Origin of the sequence: Erwinia sp. ErVv1, from assembly GCF_900068895.1 — a bacterium.
Lineage (GTDB): Bacteria > Pseudomonadota > Gammaproteobacteria > Enterobacterales > Enterobacteriaceae > Erwinia.
Genome location: NZ_CDPK01000012.1, coordinates 125,744 through 150,397, shown reverse-complemented (window position 1 = coordinate 150,397; position 24,654 = coordinate 125,744). Strand labels below are relative to the sequence as shown.

The 24,654-nt window shown below is 56.1% G+C and carries 23 protein-coding genes; 12 read left to right on the top strand and 11 right to left on the bottom strand.

Going from position 1 to position 24,654, the window contains the following annotated elements; all coding sequences use genetic code 11:
* Positions 1-167: 167 nt before the first annotated feature.
* The gene (locus A1830_RS21650) at positions 168-512 is read left to right on the top strand and encodes a YejG family protein (RefSeq protein ID WP_197473350.1); all 345 of its coding nucleotides are present in this window, start codon (positions 168-170) and stop codon (positions 510-512) included.
* Here A1830_RS21650 and yejF read toward each other — a convergent pair.
* The 7 genes from yejF to A1830_RS16270 all read right to left on the bottom strand — a co-directional run bounded on the left by yejF (position 457) and on the right by A1830_RS16270 (position 8,978).
* Positions 457-2,079, bottom strand: a complete 1,623-nt coding sequence (gene yejF / locus A1830_RS16300) for a microcin C ABC transporter ATP-binding protein YejF (RefSeq protein ID WP_067708667.1) — start codon at positions 2,077-2,079, stop codon at positions 457-459. The two genes, A1830_RS21650 and yejF, sit on opposite strands and share 56 nt — an antisense overlap.
* A 2-nt stretch (positions 2,080-2,081) precedes the next feature.
* Positions 2,082-3,107: a microcin C ABC transporter permease gene (locus tag A1830_RS16295; RefSeq protein ID WP_067708665.1), complete on the bottom strand. Its 1,026-nt coding sequence runs from the start codon at positions 3,105-3,107 to the stop codon at positions 2,082-2,084.
* A complete protein-coding gene (locus tag A1830_RS16290) occupies positions 3,107-4,198 on the bottom strand; it encodes a microcin C ABC transporter permease YejB (protein ID WP_067708662.1) in 1,092 nt (363 codons plus the stop codon). Before A1830_RS16290 ends, A1830_RS16295 begins: the two co-directional genes overlap by 1 nt.
* Before the next feature lie 10 nt (positions 4,199-4,208).
* Positions 4,209-6,014, bottom strand: a complete 1,806-nt coding sequence (locus A1830_RS16285; RefSeq protein ID WP_067708659.1) for an extracellular solute-binding protein — start codon at positions 6,012-6,014, stop codon at positions 4,209-4,211.
* A gap of 123 nt (positions 6,015-6,137) precedes the next feature.
* A complete protein-coding gene (mepS, locus tag A1830_RS16280) occupies positions 6,138-6,713 on the bottom strand; it encodes a bifunctional murein DD-endopeptidase/murein LD-carboxypeptidase (protein ID WP_067708656.1) in 576 nt (191 codons plus the stop codon).
* A 536-nt stretch (positions 6,714-7,249) separates the two neighbouring features.
* Entirely contained in the window at positions 7,250-7,957 is a 708-nt protein-coding gene (locus tag A1830_RS16275; RefSeq protein ID WP_067708653.1) for a phosphatase PAP2 family protein, read from the bottom strand.
* A gap of 43 nt (positions 7,958-8,000) precedes the next feature.
* Positions 8,001-8,978 carry a CobW family GTP-binding protein gene (locus A1830_RS16270; protein ID WP_067708650.1) on the bottom strand — a complete coding sequence of 326 codons (978 nt, stop codon included), beginning with the start codon at positions 8,976-8,978 and terminating at the stop codon, positions 8,001-8,003.
* A gap of 125 nt (positions 8,979-9,103) precedes the next feature.
* Between A1830_RS16270 and A1830_RS16265 the strand changes: the two genes are divergently transcribed.
* Positions 9,104-9,424, top strand: a complete 321-nt coding sequence (locus A1830_RS16265; RefSeq protein ID WP_067708647.1) for a type 1 fimbrial protein — start codon at positions 9,104-9,106, stop codon at positions 9,422-9,424.
* A 73-nt stretch (positions 9,425-9,497) separates the two neighbouring features.
* Here A1830_RS16265 and yeiP read toward each other — a convergent pair whose 3' ends face one another.
* Together yeiP and A1830_RS23435 are read right to left on the bottom strand one after the other, a co-directional pair.
* On the bottom strand, positions 9,498-10,070 hold the full coding sequence (gene yeiP, locus A1830_RS16260; RefSeq protein ID WP_067708645.1) for an elongation factor P-like protein YeiP: 573 nt from the start codon (positions 10,068-10,070) through the stop codon (positions 9,498-9,500).
* Between the two features lie 157 nt (positions 10,071-10,227).
* Positions 10,228-10,410 carry a hypothetical protein gene (locus A1830_RS23435; protein WP_231877654.1) on the bottom strand — a complete coding sequence of 61 codons (183 nt, stop codon included), beginning with the start codon at positions 10,408-10,410 and terminating at the stop codon, positions 10,228-10,230.
* Between A1830_RS23435 and A1830_RS16255 the strand changes: the two genes are divergently transcribed.
* The 4 genes from A1830_RS16255 to fruA all read left to right on the top strand — a co-directional run bounded on the left by A1830_RS16255 (position 10,322) and on the right by fruA (position 14,710).
* Complete coding sequence (locus A1830_RS16255) at positions 10,322-10,543, top strand: YkgJ family cysteine cluster protein (RefSeq protein ID WP_231877653.1); 222 nt, start codon at positions 10,322-10,324, stop codon at positions 10,541-10,543. The two genes, A1830_RS23435 and A1830_RS16255, sit on opposite strands and share 89 nt — an antisense overlap.
* Positions 10,544-10,921: 378 nt before the next feature.
* Complete coding sequence (gene fruB, locus A1830_RS16250) at positions 10,922-12,055, top strand: fused PTS fructose transporter subunit IIA/HPr protein (protein WP_067708639.1); 1,134 nt, start codon at positions 10,922-10,924, stop codon at positions 12,053-12,055.
* Complete coding sequence (gene fruK / locus A1830_RS16245) at positions 12,052-12,990, top strand: 1-phosphofructokinase (RefSeq protein WP_067708636.1); 939 nt, start codon at positions 12,052-12,054, stop codon at positions 12,988-12,990. The genes fruB and fruK overlap by 4 nt, the downstream gene beginning before the upstream one ends.
* 16 nt (positions 12,991-13,006) lie before the next feature.
* Positions 13,007-14,710 (top strand): PTS fructose transporter subunit IIBC, encoded by a 1,704-nt coding sequence (gene fruA / locus A1830_RS16240; protein ID WP_067708633.1) that lies wholly within the window; start codon positions 13,007-13,009, stop codon positions 14,708-14,710.
* Between the two features lie 94 nt (positions 14,711-14,804).
* On the opposite strand, the gene nfo is transcribed toward fruA, so the two are convergent.
* Together nfo and A1830_RS16230 are read right to left on the bottom strand one after the other, a co-directional pair.
* Complete coding sequence (gene nfo / locus A1830_RS16235) at positions 14,805-15,656, bottom strand: deoxyribonuclease IV (RefSeq protein WP_067708629.1); 852 nt, start codon at positions 15,654-15,656, stop codon at positions 14,805-14,807.
* Positions 15,657-15,741: 85 nt separating this feature from the next.
* On the bottom strand, positions 15,742-16,800 hold the full coding sequence (locus tag A1830_RS16230; RefSeq protein ID WP_067708627.1) for a YeiH family putative sulfate export transporter: 1,059 nt from the start codon (positions 16,798-16,800) through the stop codon (positions 15,742-15,744).
* A 127-nt stretch (positions 16,801-16,927) separates the two neighbouring features.
* Here A1830_RS16230 and yieE point away from each other — a divergent pair, with 127 nt between their 5' ends.
* The 6 genes from yieE (at position 16,928) to A1830_RS22750 (ending at position 24,053) form a co-directional block, all read left to right on the top strand.
* Complete coding sequence (yieE, locus tag A1830_RS16225; protein WP_067708623.1) at positions 16,928-17,794, top strand: DNA-binding transcriptional regulator YeiE; 867 nt, start codon at positions 16,928-16,930, stop codon at positions 17,792-17,794.
* Between the two features lie 234 nt (positions 17,795-18,028).
* Positions 18,029-19,495, top strand: a complete 1,467-nt coding sequence (locus A1830_RS16220; protein ID WP_067708620.1) for an amino acid permease — start codon at positions 18,029-18,031, stop codon at positions 19,493-19,495.
* Between the two features lie 150 nt (positions 19,496-19,645).
* Positions 19,646-20,728 carry a FecCD family ABC transporter permease gene (locus A1830_RS16215; RefSeq protein ID WP_067708617.1) on the top strand — a complete coding sequence of 361 codons (1,083 nt, stop codon included), beginning with the start codon at positions 19,646-19,648 and terminating at the stop codon, positions 20,726-20,728.
* Positions 20,728-21,513, top strand: coding sequence for an ABC transporter ATP-binding protein (locus A1830_RS16210; RefSeq protein ID WP_067708614.1), 786 nt, complete (start codon positions 20,728-20,730; stop codon positions 21,511-21,513). Before A1830_RS16215 ends, A1830_RS16210 begins: the two co-directional genes overlap by 1 nt.
* Positions 21,514-21,689: 176 nt before the next feature.
* On the top strand, positions 21,690-23,657 hold the full coding sequence (gene cirA / locus A1830_RS16205) for a catecholate siderophore receptor CirA (protein ID WP_067708611.1): 1,968 nt from the start codon (positions 21,690-21,692) through the stop codon (positions 23,655-23,657).
* Positions 23,658-23,816: 159 nt separating this feature from the next.
* Complete coding sequence (locus A1830_RS22750; protein ID WP_156485021.1) at positions 23,817-24,053, top strand: hypothetical protein; 237 nt, start codon at positions 23,817-23,819, stop codon at positions 24,051-24,053.
* Positions 24,054-24,654 lie beyond the last annotated feature (601 nt).

Here is a 24,654-nt window from a genome sequence, read left to right as displayed (position 1 = left end):
TATTCACGCCGTGACGCGGTAAATATAGCCTTGAAACGTGAGGCAACGCTCAAAAACGACCCTGCTCAGGTGATGCTGCCCTTGCTTTATCCTGCCGTGCAATATCTACCGTTGGTGAAAAAACGGCTGTTATAGCATTGCACTCGCTGTTGAACTGGGGAGTTTAGCTGACTATGTTACAACATTCTGTCGTACACCGATTACCGCAAAGCTATCGCTGGGGCACGGGATCGTCCGAACTCAGCGTAGAGCCGCTGACGCTGAATGGCGTCGCTGGCGATGACGATCTGATTGGCCTTAGCCTGCTCAGCCACCAGGGGGAGCAGGCATGGGATATCATGCAAATGATCAAAGAGGCACTGGCGGACATCAAGCTTGAGTGCGCCGTGGTAGAGTGGGACGGACAGCCCTGCCTGTTCGTGACCCGTCATGATGAAAGCGCCACCACCTGCCGCCTTAAGAACTTTGGCGTGGGGATTGCGGAAACATGGCGAAATCACTCAGTGCTATAAGCTGCTGCGTGTAGCGTTCTTTTGGGGCGGAGAATATCGCCTCACACTCTCCCTGCTCAATTACTTCACCCTGCCGCAGCACCACCACCTGATGACAGAGCGATCTGACCACCTGTAAGTCATGGCTGATGAAAATGTAGGCCAGCTGGCGATCGCGCTGCAATTTTTTCAGCAGCGTCAGGATCTGTTTCTGAACCGACCTGTCGAGCGATGAGGTCGGCTCATCAAGGATAATCAGCTCCGGCTGTAATATCAGCGCCCGGGCGATGGCGATACGCTGGCGTTGCCCACCGGAAAACTCGGCGGGGTAGCGGTGCCGCGTCTCCGCATCCAGCCCCACCTCCTGCATCGCTGCAATCACGCGCGCCTCGCGCTGCTTTTCGCTGAGGGCAGGGTGATGAACCTGTAGCCCCTCGGCGATAATTTGCAGCACGTTTAGCCGGGGATTGAGTGAAGAGTTGGGATCCTGGAATACCACCTGGATTTTTGGCCGCACCGGCAGCATCTTTCGCCGATCCCACTGGTGCAGCGGCTGATTGCGAAACCAGATCTCACCCTGTGACGAAATAAGCCGCAGCAGCGCCAGCCCGGTGGTACTTTTGCCCGAGCCGGACTCTCCCACCAGCCCCAGACTTTCCCCGGGGCGAAGTACAAAACTGAGCGAGCGTAGCGCGTGATGGTAACCGGTGACCCGGCGCATCAGGCCCTGTTTGATCGGAAAGGCAACCTGAAGCTGACTGACGCGAAGCAGCGGGTCGGCGTGGCTGTCTGCCGGTTCGGGTCTGCCTTCCGGCTCAGCATTAAGCAGCGTTTGCGTATAAGGATGTTGGGGCGAGTCGAATAGCCGTCGGGTTGTATTGCTCTCCACGCCCTTGCCGTTATGCATCACCGTGACGTTATCCGCCAGCTGTCGCACAATGTTCAGGTTGTGCGTGATGAACAGCAGCCCCATATTCAGCTCCTGCTTTAGCTCGTTCAGCAGAGTCAGGATCTGCGCCTGGACCGAGACGTCCAGCGCCGTCGTTGGCTCATCGGCGATCAGCAGTTCGGGACGGGTCAGTAGCGCCATGGCGATCATGATGCGCTGACGCTCGCCTCCAGAGAGCTGATGCGGGAAATCTTTCAGCCGCCGGGCGGCGTCGCGAATGCCTACGCGATCCAGGCAGGTCAGCATTTCGGCACGCGCCGCCTCTCTGCGCATCGCGCGATGCAGCGAAAGTACCTCATACAGCTGTTTTTCGACGGTGTGCAGCGGGTTGAGCGACACCATCGGCTCCTGAAAAATCATTGCCATGCGGTTGCCGCGCAGGCCGCGTAGCGTGCGCTCGTCGGCGGTCAGTACGTTCTGTCCGGCAAAGTGTATGTCACCCTGCTGATAAACCACCGGCGGTGACGGGAGCAGGCGCATAATTGACAGGGCGGTGACGCTTTTCCCCGAGCCGGACTCGCCCACCAGGGCGCGCGTTTCACCCGCCTCCACGGAGAGCGACAGGCTGTCCACCACCCGCCTTTCGACCCCGGAGGCGCGGAAGGCGATGCTTAAGTCTTTCACAATAAGCAGGGACATACTCAGTGCACCTTACTGGGGTCGAAGGCGTCACGAACCGCCTCGCCGATAAAAATAAGCAGCGACAGCAGGATCGCCAGCGAGAAGAAGGCCGCAATCCCCAGCCACGGGGCCTGAAGATTGTTTTTCCCCTGCAGGAGCAGCTCCCCCAGCGAGGGAGAGCCCAGCGGCAGGCCAAAGCCGAGAAAGTCGAGCGAGGTCAGCGTGGTTATCGATCCGCACAGAATAAACGGCAGCCAGGTGAGCGTCGCGACCATGGCATTCGGTAGCATATGGCGTGACATAATGTGCCGGTCGCTGACGCCCAGCGCCTGCGCCGCACGAATATAGTCAAAATTGCGCGCGCGCAGGAATTCGGCGCGCACCACGCCGACCAGCTGCATCCAGCCAAACATCACGGTTATTCCCAGCAGCCACCAGAATCCCGGCTGGATGATGCTGGAGAGCAAAATAATCAGAAACAGCGTGGGCATACCGGACCAGACTTCAATAAAGCGCTGGCCCCATAAATCCACTCTTCCGCCGTAGTACCCCTGTAGCGCGCCTGCGATGATGCCCATCACGCTGGAGATAAGCGTCAGCGTCAGCCCAAACAGCAGGGAAATGCGTGTGCCATAGAGGATCCTTGCCAGCACATCCCCGCCGTTGGCGTCGGTGCCCAGCCAGTTCTGCGCGGAGGGGGGCGAGGGGAAAGGGACGCGGGTGGCGAAGTTGATGGTGTTATCACTAAAACGGATCGGCGCCCAAACGGCCCAGCCGTGCTGGCTCAGGCGCGACTTAAGCCAGGGATCCTGATAATCCGCCGCGGTTGCCAGCGGGCCGCCAAAATCGGCTTCGGTATAATTCACCAGCAGGGGAAAATAAGTCTGCTGCTGGTAGCGGACAATCAGCGGCTTATCGTTTGCCAGCAGGTTAGCGCCCAGGCAGAGGATAAACAGCGCGATGAAAATCCACAGCGACCAGTAACCGCGTCGGTTATGGCAAAAACGCGCCCAGCGTGCCTGATTAACCGGGTTCAACCTTTTCATTAGCGCCCCTCAAAATCAATGCGTGGATCAACCAGCGTATAGGTGATATCGCTAAGGATATTCAACAGCAGGCCGATCAGCGTAAAGATGTAGAGCGTGCCAAACATCACCGGATAGTCACGCTGCAGGGTCGCTTCATAGCCCAGCAGGCCGAGTCCATTGAGGGAGAACATCACTTCAATCAGCAGCGATCCGGTAAAAAACATGCTGATAAAGGTGGCGGGAAACCCGGCGATAACCAGCAGCATGGCGTTGCGAAAGACGTGACGATAAAGGATTTTTTTCTCATCCAGCCCCTTCGCTCTGGCGGTTACCACATACTGTTTACGAATTTCGTCGGTAAAAGCATTTTTGGTGAGCATCGTCAGGGTGGCAAAGCCGCCGATAACGGTGGCAAGTACCGGCAGCGTAATGTGCCAAAGATAATCGGTAATTTTACCATACCAGGGGAGCGCGTCGAACCGGGCAGAAACCAGCCCGCGCAGGGGAAACCAGTCCAGGTAGCTGCCGCCCGCGAACAGCACAATCATCACGATGCCAAACAGAAATGACGGGATAGCATAGCCCGCAATGATCAGCGTACTGCTCCAGGTATCGAAGGCGCTACCGTTACGTACCGCCTTGTTGATGCCGAGCGGGATAGAAACCAGATAGATAATCAGCGTGCTCCACAGCCCCAGCGTCACCGAAACGGGCAGGCTCTGTTTAATGAGCTGAATAACCGAACTGCTGCGAAACAGGCTGTCGCCAAAGTCAAAGCGCGCGTAGTGCCACAGCATGTCGAAATAGCGCTGATACAGGGGCTTATCGAAGCCGTAGCGGCGGGTTATTTCGGCGATCACTTCCGGGTCCAGTCCCCGGGAACCGCGATACTGGCTGTCGCCGGGCATCGAATTCGGCGTGCCGCGCGTATGGCTGTCGGAAACACTGCCCCCGCCTGGTAGTCCGGTGCTCTGACCGAACTCGATATTGGCCAGCGCCTGGTCAACCGGACCACCGGGTGCAATCTGCACAATAAAAAAGTTGATGGTAATAATCGCCCACAGCGTGGGGATGACCAGCAGCAGCCGGCGTAGCAGATAGGCACCCACTCTTTGCTCCTTAACGACGCTGTGCCGGCAGCTGCGCGGCTTTGTTGACATCATACCACCAGCTGTCAAAGCCCAGTGACCAGGCAGGACGGATCGCCGGCATTGAGAACTTATTCCACCAGGCATAGCGATCGCGGGCGTTATACCACATCGGGATCATGTAATCATTCCACAGCAGGACGCGGTCCAGCGATCTTGCCAGCGGCAGCAGCGCGTTTTTATCCCCCTGGTGCTGAATGATCTGCTTTATCAGCGCATCAACTACCGGGCTGGCGACGCCCGGGGCATTATAGCTGGAGGCGAGATACGCCGAATCCCAGACCAGCCGCAGTGAGGGATCGGGGATGGGGAAAGCAAAGTAGCTGATGGGGCGCATATCATAATCACGACTGCGCGCACGGGCCAGATACTGTGAGCTGTCGACCTGGCGAAGGGTAAGCTGGATACCGAGCCGTGACAGCGCGTGCTGGAAGGGGAGTACCCACTGATTATTCTCCCCGCTGCGCAGCAGCAGTTCAAAGCTGAATGTCTTCCCCGTCTGCTGATTGGTTAGCTTCTGGTTTTTTATCTCCCAGCCTGCCTGTTTAAGCAGGGCCAGCGCCCTGAGAAGATTATCGCGGTCATACCCGCTACCGTCAGTATGGGGAGGGTGATAAATTTGCGTGAATACTTCATCGGGGATTTCTCCCTTAAAGGGCGCAAGGATCTCCAGCTCTTTTGCATCGGGATAATGCCGCGCGGCGTATTCGGTATTCTGGAAATAACTGTCGGTTCGACGGTACGCATTATAGAACAGCGCCTTATTCATCCATTCGAAATCGAATACCAGCGAAATGGCCTCGCGCACGCGGCGATCCTTAAACAGCGGCTTTTGCACATTAAAGGCCAGCCAGCGGGTATCCGTGGCGGCGGTGTTGGGCTGTTCATCCTTAATAATCAGATGGCGGTCAAAGTTGCTGCCGCGATATTGTGTGGCCCAGCTTTTAGCCGAGCTCTCGGCGCGGAAATCGAACGCGCCCGCCTTAAAGGCTTCAAAGGCAACGTTATCGTCAAGATAATAGTCGTAGCGGATCGTATCGAAATTGAAGCGGCCTTTATTCACCGGCAGATTTGCCGCCCAGTAATCCTTCACGCGCGACCAGGTGACAGACTGTCCGACTTTCCAGGCGGTTATCCGGTAGGGACCGCTGCCCGGAGGTGGAGTGCGAAGCGGTTCATCCAGCCGGTGATGCTGCCAGAATTTTTCCGGGAATACCGGCAGCGACAGCAGCGACAGTACCCGATCTTTATCACCCACAGGCAGGTCAAACCGCACGGTCAGCGCGGAAATAGGCCGGGCAGTCACACCCTTATTCGCCACCCGAAACTGCGGTACGCCTTCCGTCATAAATTTGTTAAAGGTGAAGGCCACGTCGCGGGCGGTGATGGGGCTGCCGTCATGAAAGCGAGCCAGGGGATTCAGGGAAACTTCCACCCAGCGATAATCATCAGGATAACGCGCAAACTCGGCAATCAGGGGATAATAGCTGGCGGCTTCATCCTCTGATGAGGTAAACAGCCGGTCATACAGCGTGTCAGTGCCCGCCGCAGGATTGCCGCGTGAGGCAAAGCGATTAAAGTTATCATAGGTGCCCACCGCCGAAAGCGTAATATTACCGCCCCTGGGCGCGGCGGGATTGGCATAATCGTAGTGGGAGAAATCGACGGCATATTTAGGCTCGCCGAGCTGTGCAAACGCGTAACTCTCATTAATATTCTCAGCCTGGGCCGTGGTCACCATGCAGCTGAAAAGTATAAAAGCAAAGCGCAATATCATAAAGTTACTTAGCTCCCACCGTTAATGCCAACATCCCGTTATCACGCCTGGCAGCAGGCAAAAAAAAACGCTGCCGCGGCAGCGTTTTCTCTCTCGTTTTTCGCAGGCTTCAGGGGATCGAAATCAGCTTTGCGTTCGGGTCAGAACGCGCCGTGCCTCATGATAGCGATGCTTCCAGTAGTTGTCGTTCAGATTCGAGATCATCACGCCGCTGCTGGTTGAGGCATGGACAAAGTTATCGTTACCCAGATAAATGCCGACGTGGCGACCGGTTGAACCGGCGCGGAACAGCACTAAATCACCGGGGCGCAGCTTTGTACGCTGAATGCTTTTCCCTGTGTCTTCCTGCTCGTAGGTGGAGCGCGGCAGATCGAGACCAAACTGCTCACGGAAGGTGGTTTGTACAAATGCAGAGCAATCAATGCCGCGTTTGCTGGTGCCGCCCAGGCGATAACGAACGCCTTTCCAGACCGCATACTGGTCCATCAGTCGGGATTTAATATCCACGTTCTGAACCATTTTTTCGAATTCATCCTGAGACGCTTGAAGTAAAAAGCCGTCCTGGCTCTTAACTGCATGAGTATCAGTTTGTGCATTGTTGCTGCTGTTGGTCGAACTACAGGCTGACAGTAACGTCGCTAAGGCGACAGCAGGTAAAACCCGCCAGATATATCTCAGCATCGGTTGAGACTTGACCATTATGTTTGTGATCCCTTGAAGTCCTTAACGACGAAGTCGTCAGATATTACGAAACGGAACGAGATTAATTAGCGCACAGGGGTAAGACAATTCCTGAACCTCTAAAATGTGCCAGAGAGCACAGTTAAAAGTGTAAATTAAGGAAATATCTTACAGCGTTGGCCTAATCGAAAATGAGATTAACCGATTACAGACAGCATGGCGAGGGGTTTTAGCGTCTTTTTTATAGGTTTTAATGATGTGAAACATAAGAATATTAAAATGGCCGTTTTATCGGCAAATGTGCAGGAATCATGAGGGTAAAGAAGGTATTCAGGTGTTAAAGAGGGGCATGATGCAGAACGTAGTTAAATGTCGGTCTGAAAGCATTTTTTATGGCATAAACTGCTGCCAGGGCGGCACCCTCGTCGTTCTTTGTTCAGTTATTTCCAGCGAAGCGTTTATGTCTGTGAGCGAAGAAGGGTATTAAGCAGCACCGTAATAAATGAGGTAAGCATTACGATGCTGCCTGCTGCAAAGCATTAACAGACTAATATTTACTTAGCGGGCTTATATTTTCCAGGTAAATAGCGATTAACCACATTGACCAGATAGTCGCTGGCCGGGGTTATTAACAGCCAGCTCATGCCGACCAGCACAATTGAAAGCGAACCCACCACCACGTCAGTAAACCAGTGTGCCCCAATCATTATGCGGGGAGAGGCAAAAATCAGTACTATCGCTACCGCGATTAAAAAGGCGCGGCGAGTGAAATAGCGCAGCATAAAGCAGGCGAAAATCATCAGCATCATGCCGTGATCGCCGGGGAAGCTGTCCGCTGACGCATCTTTAGTCGGTATGCCGGTCAGGCGCGTGACATGATTAACGTCCGGGAAGAATTTAGTGGGGCTGGGGTGCGAAACCGGGATCAGATGGCCGAGCTGGTTAAGCACGACGGCAGCCAGCAGCATAGTAATACCGATGGCCAGCATGCGACGGCGGCCCTGAGGGGTTTCATGCAGCCAGAAGCTCAGGTAAAGCGCACCCATTGCTAACAGCGAGACGCCATCAAAAGCGCGATAGTTGGTAATGGCCACGAACCACAGCAGGGGTTTGCTGGTGACCAGTCTTTCATTGAACCAGTAGAAAATGCTTTTATCAATGTCAAACCAGAAACCGTGATGGGCGGGCAGATACCACGAGAAAAATAGCGCCAGGCCAAGTGCATTAAGCACCAGGATAGAAAGTAAGCGTTTAGCAGTCATTTCGTCTTAAGGTTAAATTAAGAAATCGTAACGGCGTAGATTATTACATGAAAGTTAAACGAAGTTGCAACAAAGATGTTTGTAACGCGTTCCAGTCCGCTTCCGCTTCATGGATGACCTCAATGCGGCTGTCAGGTGGCGAAGCCTGTCGGGTCTCGATATGAAAGTCGTTACCCTGTCGATTAACGCTAACCAACCCTTCCTGGATGCGCATCACACCTTTAACGCGCGTGACCGGAGAGAGGCGTACCCATTCAAGCAGGCCGACGGTATCAAAAACCGTATCGCTGTCGAATACCCAGCCGCAGGCGAAATACCCCTGGCCCTGATTTAGCGAACGGCGCCACCGTGCATCAGGCTTTAGTGTTAGTGCGGCCAGGCCCGAAGCGGGCTGGCCATGATGATGCGCTGGCTGAGGAAGCGTCTGCTGGTTTTTACGCGGCTGGCGCAAAAGCTGCGCATCAATTCTGCCAAAGGAGGCGGTGATGACCGGACGGCTCAGTGGATCCTGCTGTTGCCATTCGTGCAGTGCCTGCCGATCGGCATCAAGCCAGCGATCTTCCTTATTCGCGACGATAATATCGGCCGCCGCCAGCTGATCGCGGAAATTCTCGTTTTCAACGGTGCGCCTGTCGCTCAGCTGGCGCGGATCCAGCAGGCATAACGAGGCATCCAGCGTGAGCCAGGGGCGGTAAATATCCGCCGAGAGCATATCAAGGATCTGTTTGGGGTGCCCGAGGCCAGTGGGTTCGATCAGCAGGCGATCGGGCTGGGCCTGCTTAAGCAGCATATTCAGCCCAACCTGCATCGGCAGGCCGTTCACGCAGCACATGCAGCCGCCGGGGATCTCTTTCAGGATAGCGCCACTCTCTGCCAGCAGGGCCCCATCAATACCCACTTCGCCAAACTCATTAACCAGTATCGCCCATTTTTCGTCTGCCGGTTTTTGAGAAAGAAGATGCTGGAGGGTGGTAGTTTTGCCGCTGCCCAGAAATCCGGTGATTAAATTAACTCGTGCCATCTTTTCCTCTCTCTGCGCATTCAGCTAAAGGTGAATTAATCTTCTGCTCACCGATGCCGATAATTAACTTACCTGCCCACCAACGACTATCTTCAAAGTGCCAGCAGTTAATCGACGAGGTAACTATGAATGGCGTAAAAATTGCAGTGCAAATGACTGTGGTCAGTCTGCTCATCCCGCTATGGACGGAAACCGCTCTGGCAGGAGAGGCACAGGCCAGTGCAGGCTCTGGCACCATTACCTTTCAGGGCGCGATTGTGTCGCCCGGCTGCGAAATCGACCAGCAGTCCGACTTGATCAGAACATCCTGTTTTAAGCAGGGTAAAACCCAGGTCTACATCACGCATCCTGATGCGCAGGCGTTGCCTGCTGAGCTGGGGCAAACGCAGGTGAAATGGCTCGATGCACAGCACAAAATGGGGATTATGACCGTCAACTACAATTAGCACGCCCGGGAATTGTTATAATATAACAAATTCGGCCGCGCGCAAGGACGTTGCCGAATTTATCGCGTACTGATTAGTCTGCACGGCTCATATAGCGGCGCTCGGGGATATGAATGCGTATTTTATCGCCGCTGCTCAGGTATTCAGGAACCTGAATAACCAGGCCGGTTATCATGGTGGCTGGTTTTGTTCTGGCGCTGGCAGAGGCGCCCTTAATACCCGGCGTGGTTTCCACGATTTCCATATCAACGGTTTGCGGCAGCTCGAGCGCCAGAATCTGGCCGTCCATGGTCAGGACCTGAATACCCGGGATCCCGCCCTCGGGCAGAAACAGCAGTTCCTCTTCAATCTGCTCTTTTTTAAAGATATAGGGCGTGTAGTCCTCGTCGTCCATAAAGACATACTCGTCCCCATCAATGTAGGAGAAGGTCACCTGACGTCGACTCAGAGAGATGGTGTCAATAATGTCATCGCCCTTAAAGCGCTCTTCCACTTTCATACCGGTACGGATATCGGTAAAACGCATTTTATACAGCGTCGATGCCCCGCGTGCGCTCGGGCTCTGAACGTCAATATCCTTCACTAACAGCAGCTTGCCGTTGAAACTTACGGCCATACCTTTTTTAATTTCGTTCGCTCTTGGCATATAAAAATCTCAGTAAAAAGGGCCAGGGAAAATTCTCGCGACAACTTACTCTTGCGCAAGGATTCAGGCAAGTGCTGAACGGCAGTCATGCAGGACACTTTCCTCAGAATGTCATTAAAGAATAGTATTCACTCAGGGCGCCTGCTATGTTCACGTTTTAAATGCCTGCCGCGCTGCCTGACGCTCCGTTACCGTTGATTTTTCCCCGAGGTCTTTTGATGGAATGTCGTACCGATTGCGGAGCGTGCTGCATAGCCCCTTCGATCTCCAGCCCCATCCCCGGCATGCCGCAGGGGAAGCCCGCGAATACGCGCTGTATCCAGCTTGCTGATAATTTCATGTGTAAGATCTTCACCTCGCCCCTGCGTCCCAGCGTATGCGGCAGCTTAAAGGCGAGGTCTGATATGTGCTTCACCCATCGGGACGAAGCCCTGACCTGGCTTATTCAGCTTGAAGCTGAAACGGCACCTTAACCTTTATTGCGTTCTCTGCCGCTCCAGCTTGTTGCAAACCCCGGATGCGAGAGGCAAAACCGAGACAGGGTGTGGATCCCTACCTGGCGGCGGCCCCCGGCATTCTGCGATTTACCCGGCGCGAGAGGGGTCAGCTTAGCTTCAGCTGACCCGCTCCCGGAGAACGCTTTTTGCCCGATAATTCCAGAAAGAAGCGATAAAATGTGCGTGGCATCAAAAAATCGTTACCCAACCAGCGGTAAAACTTGCATCGCCGAGGCGAAGAAGAACACACTCATTGAAACGTTTCAGCGTTGTCCGTTCAGCGTGTTAGACCAGAGAGCGTACACGGTTTCATAAATTAGCTGAAACGATTCAATCTAAGCAGCGAGGAGAACTATGTTCCAGCTTGAACTGTCCGCTATTCATCCCGGCGCCACTGCCGAAAACAAAGAGGATGCCATTCGTCAGGTTGCTGCCGCACTTACTCGTGCGGGCAACGTGGGAGAAGGTTACGTTGACGGTATGCTCGCCCGCGAGCAGCAGACCTCAACCTATCTGGGTAACGGTATTGCTATCCCTCACGGCACCACGGATACCCGCGATCTGGTGTTGCAAACGGGCGTCCAGGTGTATCAGTTTCCGCAGGGTATCGCCTGGGGCGAGGATCAGACCGCCTGGGTGGTGATTGGTATCGCGGCAAAGTCGGATGAACATCTCGCGCTGCTGCGTCAGCTGACCCACGTTCTCAGCGATGACAGCGTGGCCGAGCAGCTAAAAAGCGCCGATTCAGCCGAAACGCTGCGTAGCCTGCTGATGGGCGAAAAGCTGGCAGGGGAATTTAAGTTTGATACTTCGCTGATTACCACCGACGTTGCCACCGGCGATCTGATGACGCTTCAGGCGCTTAATGCGGGCCGCTTACAGCAGGCGGGGGCAGTCGATGCGACCTTTGTTAGCCGTGTCATCGCCTCCCGCCCGCTTAACCTGGGGCAGGGCGTCTGGCTAAGCGACAGCACCGAGGGCAATCTTGCCAGCGCGGTCGCCGTCAGCCGCAGCGCCACGTCCTTTGAGGTTGACGGTGAGAAAGCCGCGCTGCTGGTGACCGTGGCGGTCAACGATGACAGCCCGCTAAACGTGCTGAACTACCTCAGTGACCTGCTGATTAACCAGAAAGCCGATCGCCTTTTGAGTGCCGATGCAGCGGGTATTCTTGCGCTACTGACCAGTGAAGTCTCGGAACAGGCGGATGTGCTGACGGAAGAGTTCACCATTCGCAACGAACATGGATTGCATGCCCGTCCCGGCACCGCGCTGGTCACGGTGATCAAACAGTTTAATTGCGACGTCACCGTGACGAATCTCGACGGAAGCGGCAAGCCAGCCAATGGCCGGAGCCTGATGAAGGTTGTGGCGCTGGGGGTGAAGAAAGGTCACCGGCTGCGTTTTACCGCCAGCGGTGAAGATGCACCTCAGGCAATTAAGGCCATTGGTGAGGCAATTTCTGGCGGTCTTGGCGAGGGGGCATCATGAGCAGGCGCGTCGCCACTATCACCCTGAACCCGGCTTACGATTTGGTGGGTTATACGCCTGAAATCGAACGGGGCGAGGTAAACCTGGTAAAAACCACCGGTTTGCATGCGGCGGGTAAAGGGATAAACGTTGCTAAAGTGCTGAAGGACCTGGGGATCGATGTCACCGTCGGTGGCTTCCTTGGTAAAGAGAATCAGGATGGCTTTCAGCATCTGTTCAGCGAACTGGGTATTGCTAATCGCTTTCAGGTGGTCGAAGGCCGTACCCGTATCAACGTTAAGCTCACTGAGAAAGGCGGAGACGTAACGGACCTCAACTTTTCGGGGTTTGAGGTTACGGGGCAGGACTGGGAGCGTTTTACGACCGACTCACTCACGTGGCTGGGCCAGTTTGATATGGTCTGCGTCAGCGGTAGCCTGCCGGCCGGCGTCGACCCGGATGCGTTTACCGACTGGATGCGTGCGCTGCGTACCCACTGCCCCTGCATTATTTTCGACAGCAGCCGTGAAGCGCTGGTAGCGGGCCTTAAAGCTGCGCCCTGGCTGGTGAAGCCAAACCGACGCGAACTGGAGATTTGGGCCGGACGCAAACTCCCGACGTTACAGGAAGTAATAGAAGCGGCACATGCCCTGCGCGAACAGGGTATTGCTCACGTGGTGATCTCACTGGGTGCGGAAGGCGCACTGTGGGTAAATGCTTCAGGTGAATGGATTGCCAAACCGCCCGCGTGTGAAGTGGTAAGCACCGTGGGTGCCGGGGATTCAATGGTTGGTGGGCTGATTTATGGCCTGCTGATGCGCGAATCCAGCGAGCATACGCTTCGACTGGCTACGGCCGTGGCGGCCCTGGCCGTCAGTCAGAGCAACGTTGGCATTACCGATCGTACCCAGCTGGCCGCTATGATGGCGCGCGTCAAGCTGGAACCATTTAACTGACAGCAGGAGAAGCACAATGAAAACGCTGCTGATAATTGATTCTTCGCTGGGCCTGGCGACAGGTTATCTGGCAAAAAACATGGCAACCGCCGCTGCGGTGAAACTGGGCGTGACGCTGACCGACAGCCTGGCTGAGGCAGATCGGGTGATTGTGGCAGGAAAAAGTATCCCTGCCGACGCCAGCCTTGACGGGAAATCCGTATACGTTGCTGATATCGAACAGCTCATGCGCCAGCCAGACGCGGTGCTAACCACGGCGCAAAGCGAAGCTAAAACCTGGCACGCGCCAGCAGCCTTGCCAGCGCAGGCGTCAGCAGGTGCCCTAAGCGAACAGCGGGCAAAACGCATTGTCGCGGTTACCGCCTGTCCAACCGGCGTGGCGCATACCTTTATGGCAGCCGAAGCTATTGATACCGAAGCGAAAAAACGCGGCTGGTGGGTTAAGGTGGAAACGCGCGGATCCGTGGGCGCGGGCAATACCATTACGGCAGAAGAAGTGGCAGAAGCTGACCTGGTCATCGTGGCAGCGGATATTGAGGTGGATCTGGCGAAATTTGCCGGCAAGCCAATGTATCGCACCTCTACCGGACTGGCGCTGAAGAAAACTGCCCAGGAGCTGGATAAAGCGGTCGCGGAAGCGAAGCCTTATCAGCCTAAAGGGGGCAGTAGCTCAGCATCACAGGGTGAAGAGAAGAAAGAGGGCGCGGGCGCCTATCGTCATCTGTTAACCGGTGTCTCCTATATGCTGCCGATGGTGGTAGCGGGGGGGTTGAGCATCGCGCTGTCGTTTGCCTTCGGTATTACCGCCTTCAAAGAGCAGGGCACGCTGGCGGCGGCGCTGATGCAAATCGGGGGCGGTAGCGCATTCGCGCTGATGGTTCCGGTGCTGGCTGGCTTTATTGCGTTCTCCATCGCCGACCGCCCGGGCCTGACGCCGGGTCTGATTGGCGGCATGCTCGCTACCAGCATTAACGCGGGCTTCCTCGGTGGCATTATTGCCGGTTTTATTGCCGGCTATGCAGCAAAATTTATCAGCGCCAAACTCAGGCTGCCGCAGAGTATGGAGGCGCTCAAGCCGATTCTGATTATCCCGCTAATCGCCAGCCTGGTCACCGGCCTGCTGATGATTTACGTGGTCGGCACGCCGGTTGCTAAAATCATGGAAGGGCTGACCCACTGGCTGGCGAATATGGGAACGGCGAATGCGGTGCTGCTGGGTGCCGTACTGGGTGGCATGATGTGTACCGATATGGGCGGCCCGGTCAATAAGGTGGCCTATGCCTTTGGCGTCGGGCTGCTCAGTTCGCAAACCTATGCGCCGATGGCGGCAATTATGGCGGCGGGCATGGTTCCTCCGCTGGCAATGGGGCTGGCAACGCTGGTGGCGCGCAGGAAATTTAATAAAGGCCAGCAGGAAGGGGGCAAGGCAGCGCTGGTTCTCGGCCTGTGCTTTATCTCCGAAGGGGCCATTCCATTTGCCGCACGCGACCCGATGCGCGTACTGCCCTGCTGCATTGTGGGCGGCGCGCTGACCGGTGCCATTTCCATGGCGGTGGGCGCGAAGCTGATGGCACCGCACGGCGGCCTGTTTGTTCTGCTGATCCCCGGTGCTATCACCCCGGTTATGGGTTACCTGATGGCCATTATCGTGGGTACCCTGGTGGCGGGCCTCTCCTACGCGGTACTGAAGCGTCCGGAGTCGGAGCTGGCTAAAGCCTGACACCTCTCTGATGAAAAAAAGCGCGGGTAACCGCGCTTTTTTTATTGATCCCCCGACCCGCATAAACAACCCGAAACACGCTGGCAGAGAGTCGTCAGTAGACCTGCTTCTGCTCTGACCTGAGCCACGCAATTTCATCTTTCCAGATATCGGGATTTACCGTCTCCAGAATCAGCGGAATGCCATCAAAACGCGCATCTTTCATCAGCCAGCTAAATACCGTCTTACCAATATTGCCTTCACCCAGGCTGTGATGGCGGTCGACCCGGCTGGCGAATTCACTTTTAGCGTCGTTGAGATGCATACCGCGCAGAAAATCGAAGCCCACCGTGCGATCAAATTCAGCAAAGGTGTCCACGCATGCCGCCTCCGTACGTAAATCATATCCTCCGGCAAAGGCATGGCAGGTATCAATACACACGCCGACGCGTGATTTATCCTCTACGCCATCGATAATCGCCGCCAGGTGCTCAAAGCGGAAACCCAGATTGCTGCCCTGTCCGGCGGTATTTTCAATGACGGCAGTCACGCCCTGAGTCTGGTCCAGCGCAATGTTGATTGACTCGGCAATGCGCTTCAGACACGCCTCTTCATCAATCTGCTGCAGATGGCTGCCGGGATGAAAGTTCAGTAGCGATAGTCCCAGCTGTTCACAGCGGCGCATTTCATCTAAAAACGCCTCACGAGACTTATCCAGCGCCTCCTGCTGCGGATGGCCAAGATTAATCAGATAACTGTCGTGCGGCAGGATCTGCGCGGAGGTGAAATGGTATTTTTCACAGGCCTCGCGAAAGGCGGTAATCACTTCGCTACTGAGCGGCGCGGCCCGCCACTGGCGCTGATTTTTAGTGAAAAGCGCAAAGGCCGTGGCTTCCAGTTCATGGGCGCGGATCACTGCTTTGTCTACGCCGCCCGCTGCGCTGACGTGGGCACCAATATATTTCATGCCATCTCTCCTGTTATTGGCCTCTTTTCAGGCTGCAATGATAACCGCAGGCGGTAAGCGATGACCACAGATGCTGCACGGTAAGTTATGACCACAGATGCTGTACGGTCAGGTTGATAATGCCCCCGCCGGCGATCAGCCAGATAAAAAGCAGTCCACCCAGCATAAGGGGTTTTGTACCGGCTTGCCTGAGGTCAGCAAACCGGGTGGTCAACCCCAGCGCCGCCATTGCGGCAGCCAGCAGCACATTATCGACCTGCGTAAGTCCGCTAACCAGCGAGGCGGGTAGCAGATGCAGCGAGTTAAGCAGTACGGCGACAATAAACAGCAGAGCAAACCAGGGAATTTGGATCCTGGTCTTTAGAGTGCCGCTCTGGCTGGCCGTACGTTTCACCCAGGCACTGAGCAGCAGCAGGAAAGGAGCCAGCATCATTACGCGCAGCATCTTCGCGATCACGGCAGCATTTTCAGTTTCCGGGCCGACGGCGTGTCCGGCAGCGACAACCTGTGCCACTTCATGCAGCGTTGACCCGGTATAAACGCCCCAGATTTCAGGCGTCAGACGCGGAAACAGGCTATGCGCGTAGGGGTAGAGCAGGGGATAGATGAAAATCGCCAGGGTGCCGAAAATCACCACGGTGGCAACGGCGACGGCCACTTTCGCTGAATCAGCTTTGATCACCGGTCCCGTCGCCAGAATTGCCGCTGCGCCACAGATACTGCTGCCCGCACCGATCAGCCATGCAGACTCCCGATCCAGGCCCAGCAGGCGCCGTCCCGCCCAGCAGGCGATAAAAAAGGTTGAACCGAGGGTCAGCAGATCAATGGCGATGCCCCGAATGCCCACTTCCGTGAGCTGTTGAACGGTCAGCCGAAAGCCATACAGCACAATCCCCAGCCGCAGCAGACGCTGCTTTGTCAGCAACACGCCCGCATCACAGCGGGTCGCAACGCGAAAGTAGAGCGTGTTACCGAAAACTACCCCGACAATAATCGCCAGCGTTAGCGCACCCAGCCCGAGTGAGGCTATTATCGGCAGGGCGCTCAGCCAGGTGGCGGCTGCGGCGAGCAGCAGCGCCATCAGCAATCCCGGAATAAAGCGCTGCGGTCGCGCGGGGAAGGTAGGGAAAGTAAAATCAGTCATGGCTCGCTCCTTTTCAATATGCACAGCATGGAGAATGCTGGTTTAAAAGAGAAATAGATTATATATTTATTATTAACCACTATTAGAGATAGATTAAGGGCCATTATCAGATGGAGAGGGGGAAGTTATGCATATCACGTTAAGGCAGCTGGAGGTGTTCTGCGAGGTACTGAAAAGTGGATCCACCACTCAGGCCTCACAGGGAATGTCGCTGTCCCAGTCGGCCGTCAGCGCAGCACTGGCCGATCTCGAAGGGCAGCTCGGCGTCCAGCTGTTTGACAGGGTGGGCAAACGGCTGGTGGTGAACGAACATGGGCGGCTGCTCTACCCACGTGCGCTGGCGCTGCTGGAACAGGCAATGGAAATAGAGCAGCTGTTTCGTGAGGATAACGGCGCCCTGCGGGTTTATGCCAGCAGTACCATCGGCAATTACCTGCTGCCTGGCATGATTGCCGGCTGGCGACGCGATTATCCTGATTTGCCACTTGAGCTGAGCGTCGGTAACAGCCAGGATGTGATTAATGCGGTCGCCGACTTTCGGGTCGATATTGGCCTGATTGAAGGCCCGTGTCACCGACCCGATCTGATAAGCGAACCCTGGCTGGAGGACGAGCTGGTGGTGTTTGCCGCACCCGATGCAGATATCTTCAACCAGCCCGTCACGCTCGATACGCTGGCCAGCGCCACCTGGATCCTGCGTGAAAAGGGATCGGGTACGCGAGAAATCGTCGATTATCTGCTGCTTTCCCATCTGCCGCAGTTCAGGCTGGCGCTGGAGCTGGGGAATTCAGAAGCAATCAAGCATGCGGTGCGTCACGGCATGGGCATCAGCTGCCTGTCGCGCCGGGTTATAGAGGAGCCGCTGGCGCTGGGAACGCTGCGCGAGGTGGCCATTCCTCTGCCCGAACTCAAGCGGACGCTGTATCGTATCCACCACCGGCAGAAACATCTTTCCCGACCGCTGCTGCGCTTCCTCAGCTACTGTATCGAATAGTCCCCGACCGCTGTTGCGCTCCTCAGCGACTGTATCGAATAGTGCCTGACCGCGATATGCCTGCCCTGTCGCCTGCGTTATAAGTATTACCGTGGCATTGACGCGGGATAAGGGGCTGTTGCTTATAATTCCGGGCTGATCATGAACCTATCTTATAACGCGGTGGAATCACTATCCCTGCGGGGGGAGTTTGTTACAATCGCGCCTTATTTATCCAGGATACAGCATTTCAAGATGGTTAAGGACAAAAAAACAACAGAACAGCCTGCGCTAAGGCGTGAGTTAAAGGCGCGTCATCTGACGATGATCGCCATTGGGGGTTCAATTGGTACCGGCTTGTTTGTTGCCTCGGGTGCGACCATTTCCCAGGCGGGCCCGGGCGGGGCGCTGCTCTCCTATGTGCTGATCGGCCTGATGGTCTATTTCCTGATGACCAGCCTGGGGGAGCTTGCTGCCTTTATGCCGGTCACCGGCTCGTTTGCCACCTATGGCGCGAACTACGTTGAGGAAGGCTTTGGCTTCGCACTGGGCTGGAACTACTGGTACAACTGGGCTGTGACCATCGCTGTTGATCTGGTGGCATCCCAGCTGGTGATGACCTGGTGGTTCCCCGATACCCCCGGCTGGATCTGGAGCGCGCTATTTATGGGCGTGATTTTTCTGCTTAACTACATCTCGGTAAAGGGTTTTGGTGAGGCGGAGTATTGGTTTTCCTTAATCAAAGTCGTGACGGTCATTATCTTTATCGCGGTTGGCGTGCTGATGATCGCGGGCATTCTGCGCGGCGGTGAGAATGCCGGCTGGCACAACTGGCAGATCGGCGATGCACCGTTCTCCGGCGGCTTTTCAGCCATGATCGGCGTGGCAATGATTGTCGGCTTCTCTTTCCAGGGAACGGAGCTGATTGGCATCGCCGCCGGTGAGTCCGAAGATCCGGCGAAGAACATCCCCCGCGCCGTGCGCCAGGTGTTCTGGCGTATTCTGCTGTTCTACGTGCTGGCGATTCTGGTGATTAGCCTGCTTATCCCTTATACCGACCCGCGCCTGCTGCGTAACGACGTGAAGGATATCAGCGTAAGCCCCTTTACCCTGGTGTTTGAACACGCGGGCCTGCTCTCGGCGGCGGCGGTAATGAATGCCGTCATCCTGACGGCGGTGCTGTCGGCGGGTAACTCAGGCATGTATGCCTCCACCCGTATGCTGTTTACCCTGGCGCGGGAAGGAAAAGCACCGCGTATTTTTGGCAAGCTGTCGAAAGGTGGCGTACCCCGTAATGCGCTGTATGCCACCACCGTGGTCGCCGGGCTCTGTTTTCTCTCCTCGATGTTTGGCAACCAGACGGTCTATCTCTGGCTGCTGAATACCTCCGGGATGACCGGCTTTATCGCCTGGCTGGGTATTGCCATCAGCCATTATCGTTTCCGTCGGGGCTATATCGCGCAGGGGCATTCGATCGCTGAACTGCCTTACCGCTCAGGCCTATTCCCGCTGGGCCCGATTTTTGCCTTTATTCTTTGTCTGACCATCACCCTGGGACAGAACTATCAGGCCTTTTTGCAGGATCGTATCGACTGGTATTCGGTTGCGGCCACCTATATTGGTCTGCCGCTGTTCCTGATTATCTGGCTGGGCTACCGGCTGACCAAAAAAACCCGTTTTGTGAAGTACAGCGAGATGGTATTCCCTTCCAGTAATCGCTAATTCAGACAGCGTGATACGCACAGGGCGCGGCTTCCGCGCCCTTTTGGTCACAGCTTCTTACTACTAATACCATTGATAACCATTATCATTTGCTTTATTGTTACGCCGCTGCTTCTCCTGCCTCAGCGCGAACAATTACAGGTATTAACCATGAGTGTGACCCACGACTCCATGCAGTACGTCGAAAAACAGCCTAAAGAGAGCGTAATGGGACGTTACCATCAGCTGCTTCGCTATCGCCTGCTGCTGATGGCCGTGCTGGTACTGGCTATTCTCGCTTCGCTTATGCTGGATTTTACGTTGGGTCCGTCCGGGCTTTCCCTGCATGATCTCTGGCGGACGCTGCTGTCACCGGAGAGTGTTGATGCCGGAACGCGCGTTATAGTCTGGGACATTCGCCTGCCCTATGCGCTGATGGCAGTGGTGGTAGGACTCTCGCTCGGCCTGGCAGGGGCAGAGATGCAAACCATTCTGAATAATCCGCTGGCCAGTCCGTTCACCCTCGGGGTGTCGTCTGCCGCTGCCTTTGGTGCCGCGCTGGCTATCGTACTGGGTATCGGCATTCCCGGCATTCCTGACCAGTGGTTTATTTCGGGCAATGCCTTCATCTTTGCGCTGATCGCCGCGCTGATGCTGGATGGCGTGACCCGCTGGACTCAGGTTGCCACCTCCGGCGTGGTGCTGTTTGGCATCGCGCTGGTGTTTACGTTTAATGCGCTGGTCTCCATGATGCAGTTTATCGCCAGCGAAGACACGCTACAGGGGCTGGTTTTCTGGACCATGGGCAGCCTGGCGCGCGCCTCCTGGCAAAAGCTGGGCGTGCTGACGCTGGCCTTTGCGATACTGGTTCCGTTCTCGATGATGAGTTCATGGAAACTGACGGCGCTTCGCCTGGGCGAAGACCGCGCGGTGAGTTTTGGTATTGACGTGCGGCGTCTGCGGCTGGGTACGCTGCTGCGCATCAGTATTCTCTCTGCGCTGGCGGTCGCCTTTGTGGGGCCGATTGGTTTTATTGGCCTGGTGGCACCGCATATCGCCCGTATGATCTTTGGTGAAGACCATCGCTATTATCTGCCTGCGAGTGCGCTGACTGGCGCGCTGGTGCTGTCCATGGCGTCGGTCGTGTCGAAAAATCTGATCCCCGGAGTGATTATTCCGGTCGGGATCGTCACTTCACTGGTCGGTGTGCCTTTCTTCCTGAGTATTATTCTGCGCCATCGGGGGACGGTCTGATGGACGGTTTAACGATCAGCGGTTTTCATGCCGGTTATCCGAAGCGCAGGGTCATCAGTAATCTGAATGTTCCCTGTTTACCACGTGGGAAGATCACCGTGCTGCTGGGGCCAAACGGCTGCGGTAAATCTACGCTATTGCGGTCCCTGGCAGGCCTAAACCGCGCGCAGGGCGAACTGTGGGTCAATGGCTGTGAGCTGATGTCGCTGCCCTTTGCCCGTCGCGCGGAGCGCGTGGTTTATCTGCCACAGTCGCTGCCCGCAGGCGTTCATCTGCACGTGCTGGAATCGATTATTGTTGCGCAGCGCGCATCCGGTGGCCGCAGCAGCGCCGACAGCGAGGCGGAAGTGATGGCCCTGCTGGATCAGCTGGGTATTGCCCATCTGGCCTTATGCTATCTGGACCAGCTCTCTGGCGGTCAAAAACAGCTGGTAGGTCTGGCTCAGTCGCTTATCCGTCGGCCAGAACTTCTGCTGCTTGATGAACCGCTGAGCGCGCTGGATTTGAACTATCAGTTTCACGTGATGGATCTCGTTCGGCGGGAAACCCGCAGGCGAAATATCATTACCGTGGTCGTGGTACACGATATCAATATTGCGCTGCGTCACGGCGAACACGTACTGATGCTGAAAAACGGCGAGCTGATCGCTGACGGTACGCCGGAAGAGGTTATCACTCCGGCGAGCCTGGCAAGCGTCTACGGCGTAAGAGGACGCATTGAGCGCTGCTCTCAGGGTACGCCACAGGTGCTGATTGATGGTCTGGTCACCGCGCCGGTATTCTGATGCTTCAGATGCTTTAAGGGTAATGTTTAAGGTTACGCATCGTTACCCCAGCAGTAAGCGGGGCGCTTTCGCCCCGTATTAAAAAATAAACCGGTGAACCGGTAGCGGTAAAATTGGCTGTTTTAAGTGTGAGCAAAAGGACTGATAACACATTAAGCATTACCAAGGAGAAGGATATGTTCAGATTAAACCCTCTGTTACGCGGTGGGCTGTGCGCCTCCGCACTGGTTCTGACGTTCCCGGCTGCGGCTGAAGAACGTGATGAAAAAGAAGAGACGATGGTGGTCACCGCGTCCTCGGTAGAAGTGAATCTCAAAGACGCCCCCGCCAGCATCAGCGTCATTACCGCTGAAGATCTGCAACGCAGGCCCGTACAAAACCTCAGCGACGTGCTTCGCGACGTTCCCGGCATACAGCTCAATAACGAAGGCGATAACCGTAAAGGCGTCAGCCTGCGCGGGCTGGATAGCAGCTATACGCTGATTCTGATCGACGGCAAGCGGGTCAATTCGCGTAATGCCGTGTTTCGACATAACGACTTCGACCTGAACTGGATACCCGCCGATGCCATCGAACGTATTGAGGTGGTGCGCGGACCGATGTCCTCACTTTACGGCTCGGATGCGCTGGGTGGGGTAGTGAATATCATCACCCGTAAGGTAGGCAGGGCGTGGCATGGGACGCTGAGCGCCGATGCCACGGTGCAGGAGCATCGCGATCGTGGTGATAGCGAAAATGGCAATTTCTTTACCAGCGGGCCGATTGTTGAGGATCTGCTGGGCGCTAAAATTTACGGTAGCCTGGGCAGACGGGGAAAGGACAGTCAGCAGATGTCTTCCACTTCGGCGACGGGCTTTTCGCCGCGCATTGAGGGCTACACCACCCGCGATGCCAACGTGGAATTTACGCTGACGCCGACGGAGGATCAGGAGCTGACCCTGGGCTACGGCGTGAACCGTCAGGATCGTGATTCCGACTCGCTGGACAAGAACCGCCTGGAACGGCAGAACTACTCGCTGGGCCACAATGGCCGCTGGGGCGGGGTGAATACCGAACTGCGCTTTTACGGCGATCGGATAGACAACTATACCGGTAGCGATAATATCGTGGCGCAGAACAATGCGCTGGAAGGCAAGTTGGTTATGCCATTGGCCGATATCAGCCAGCTGCTGACCTTCGGGGGCGAAATGCGACACGATACGCTGACGGACCCGGTCAACCTGACGGGCAGTGGACGCACTTCTGCCAGCCAGTTTGCGCTTTTTGTCGAGGATGAGTGGCGAATTTTCGACGCGCTGGCGCTGACCACCGGTGTTCGTATGGATGATCATCAGACTTATGGCGATCACTGGAGTCCGCGCGCCTATCTGGTTTATAACGCCAGCGATACCCTGACGGTGAAAGGCGGCTGGGCCAACGCGTTTAAAGCGCCTTCGCTGCTACAGCTGAGCCCCGACTGGCAGGCGAACTCCTGTCGCGGCAGCTGCAGTATTGTCGGAAGCAAAGATCTTAAGCCAGAAACCAGCGAGAGCGTAGAGCTGGGTCTTTACTATGCGGGAGAGGACGGGCTGCTTGATGGCGTAACCGGCAGCATTACGGCTTTCCAGAACAATATTAGCGATATGATCAGCGTGGCGCGTACCGCCTCGAAAGAGCTGGCACCCGGCTACAGTAATTTTGTGGGATTTGATAAGGACGGTAAGCCCATTTTCCGCTATTACAATGTGAATAAAGCGCGCATTACCGGCGTGGAGAGTGAGGTTTCTGTTCCCTTTACGGACGCGTGGAAGCTGACGCTGAATTATACCTACAGCGACGGACGCGATCTTAGCGATGGGGGCAATAAGCCACTGAAGGAGCTGCCGCTGCATACCGCCAACGGGACGCTGGACTGGTCACCGCTGCCGGACTGGGCATTTTGGCTACAGGCGAACTATTCGGGGCAGCGTCGGACCCTGAAGAACAACGGCGTGACGCCGGGCGGTTATATGCTATGGAACACAGGGGGGAGCTGGCGGGTCACTAAAGCAGTGAAGCTGAAAGCGGGGGTGATGAATCTGGGGGATAAGGCGCTGGAACGTGATAGCTATAGCTATAACGAAGATGGCCGTCGCTATTTCGCTGCGGTGGATTACACCTTCTAAGGCGTCCATGTGGCCCGCGATGTAGGGTGTCGTCTGCTACGACGGCAGGCAGTGTGGGCTGGTTAGCGGGTCCGCTGCGGGGGCGGTGGGCCAGCGCAGCATTCGCCGGGCTGCAATATCGGCTTTTCCGGGGACAATCCCAGCGTTTGCCGGTTAGATGTGCAGGCTGCAATATCGGCTTCTCCGGTGGACAATCCCAGCGTTTGCCGGGCGTCCTCGCGCCAGGCTTTGCCTGGTGCCTTTGGCTCCGACGCCGGGCCGGACGGCCCGGTCGCGAGCGGGCATCCCTGCCCGCCGCTCCCTGAGTGCAGCATCCCTGCTGCCCTCGCCGCAGCGCTGCGGGATGCCCGTCAACCGCAGGGATTGTCCACCTCTCAGGCTGCCGAGCTGCTTTGAGTAAAACCGTTTAGCTCTCCGCAGGTATCATCAACACGACTTCCAGTTAAGCCCTAAAAACGCTCAGGCTTTGTAGCCCGCCCGGCCCACTAGCAGGTAATCCGGTAAGGTGCTTTTGATAGCGCCTGCCCAGCCTATAGCGCTGAGTTTTTTGCAGAGTTCTTCCTCTTCCAAACCTGCCGACAGAGTTTATGTTACCCCCGGAACCGCTTTTATACGTAGCGAGCACAATGCGAAAGGAGCAGACGGGTGGGGGCCGGTGACAGGCGATCCACAGCGCTGAACGAAGAGGCATCCATGCAAGGGGACCAGTTAAAGCTCCGAACCGCTCTTACCCGCAGCGAGCACAATGCGAAAGGAGCAGACGGGTGGGGGCCGGTGACAGGCAATCCGCAGCGCTGAACGAAGATGCATCCATGCAAGGGGACCAGTTAAAGCTCCGAACCGCTCTTACCCGCAGCGAGCACAATGCGAAAGGAGCAGACGGGTGGGGGCTAGTGACAGGCAATCCGCAGCGCTGAACGAAGAGGCATCCATGCAAAGGATCCCAGTTAAAGCTCCGAACCGCTTTTACACGTAGCGAGCACAATGCGAAAGGAGC

Excerpts from the sequence above, each read along its gene's own strand:
- yejF (WP_067708667.1), bottom strand. The coding sequence starts at position 2,079 with ATGTCCCTGCTTATTGTGAAAGACTTAAGCATCGCCTTCCGCGCCTCC.
- A1830_RS16295 (WP_067708665.1), bottom strand. The coding sequence starts at position 3,107 with ATGAAAAGGTTGAACCCGGTTAATCAGGCACGCTGGGCGCGTTTTTGC.
- A1830_RS16285 (WP_067708659.1), bottom strand. The coding sequence starts at position 6,014 with ATGATATTGCGCTTTGCTTTTATACTTTTCAGCTGCATGGTGACCACG.
- mepS (WP_067708656.1), bottom strand. The coding sequence starts at position 6,713 with ATGGTCAAGTCTCAACCGATGCTGAGATATATCTGGCGGGTTTTACCT.
- A1830_RS16275 (WP_067708653.1), bottom strand. The coding sequence starts at position 7,957 with ATGACTGCTAAACGCTTACTTTCTATCCTGGTGCTTAATGCACTTGGC.
- A1830_RS16270 (WP_067708650.1), bottom strand. The coding sequence starts at position 8,978 with ATGGCACGAGTTAATTTAATCACCGGATTTCTGGGCAGCGGCAAAACT.
- A1830_RS16265 (WP_067708647.1), top strand. The coding sequence starts at position 9,104 with ATGAATGGCGTAAAAATTGCAGTGCAAATGACTGTGGTCAGTCTGCTC.
- yeiP (WP_067708645.1), bottom strand. The coding sequence starts at position 10,070 with ATGCCAAGAGCGAACGAAATTAAAAAAGGTATGGCCGTAAGTTTCAAC.
- A1830_RS23435 (WP_231877654.1), bottom strand. The coding sequence starts at position 10,410 with ATGAAATTATCAGCAAGCTGGATACAGCGCGTATTCGCGGGCTTCCCC.
- fruB (WP_067708639.1), top strand. The coding sequence starts at position 10,922 with ATGTTCCAGCTTGAACTGTCCGCTATTCATCCCGGCGCCACTGCCGAA.
- fruK (WP_067708636.1), top strand. The coding sequence starts at position 12,052 with ATGAGCAGGCGCGTCGCCACTATCACCCTGAACCCGGCTTACGATTTG.
- fruA (WP_067708633.1), top strand. The coding sequence starts at position 13,007 with ATGAAAACGCTGCTGATAATTGATTCTTCGCTGGGCCTGGCGACAGGT.
- nfo (WP_067708629.1), bottom strand. The coding sequence starts at position 15,656 with ATGAAATATATTGGTGCCCACGTCAGCGCAGCGGGCGGCGTAGACAAA.
- A1830_RS16230 (WP_067708627.1), bottom strand. The coding sequence starts at position 16,800 with ATGACTGATTTTACTTTCCCTACCTTCCCCGCGCGACCGCAGCGCTTT.
- yieE (WP_067708623.1), top strand. The coding sequence starts at position 16,928 with ATGCATATCACGTTAAGGCAGCTGGAGGTGTTCTGCGAGGTACTGAAA.
- A1830_RS16220 (WP_067708620.1), top strand. The coding sequence starts at position 18,029 with ATGGTTAAGGACAAAAAAACAACAGAACAGCCTGCGCTAAGGCGTGAG.
- A1830_RS16215 (WP_067708617.1), top strand. The coding sequence starts at position 19,646 with ATGAGTGTGACCCACGACTCCATGCAGTACGTCGAAAAACAGCCTAAA.
- A1830_RS16210 (WP_067708614.1), top strand. The coding sequence starts at position 20,728 with ATGGACGGTTTAACGATCAGCGGTTTTCATGCCGGTTATCCGAAGCGC.
- cirA (WP_067708611.1), top strand. The coding sequence starts at position 21,690 with ATGTTCAGATTAAACCCTCTGTTACGCGGTGGGCTGTGCGCCTCCGCA.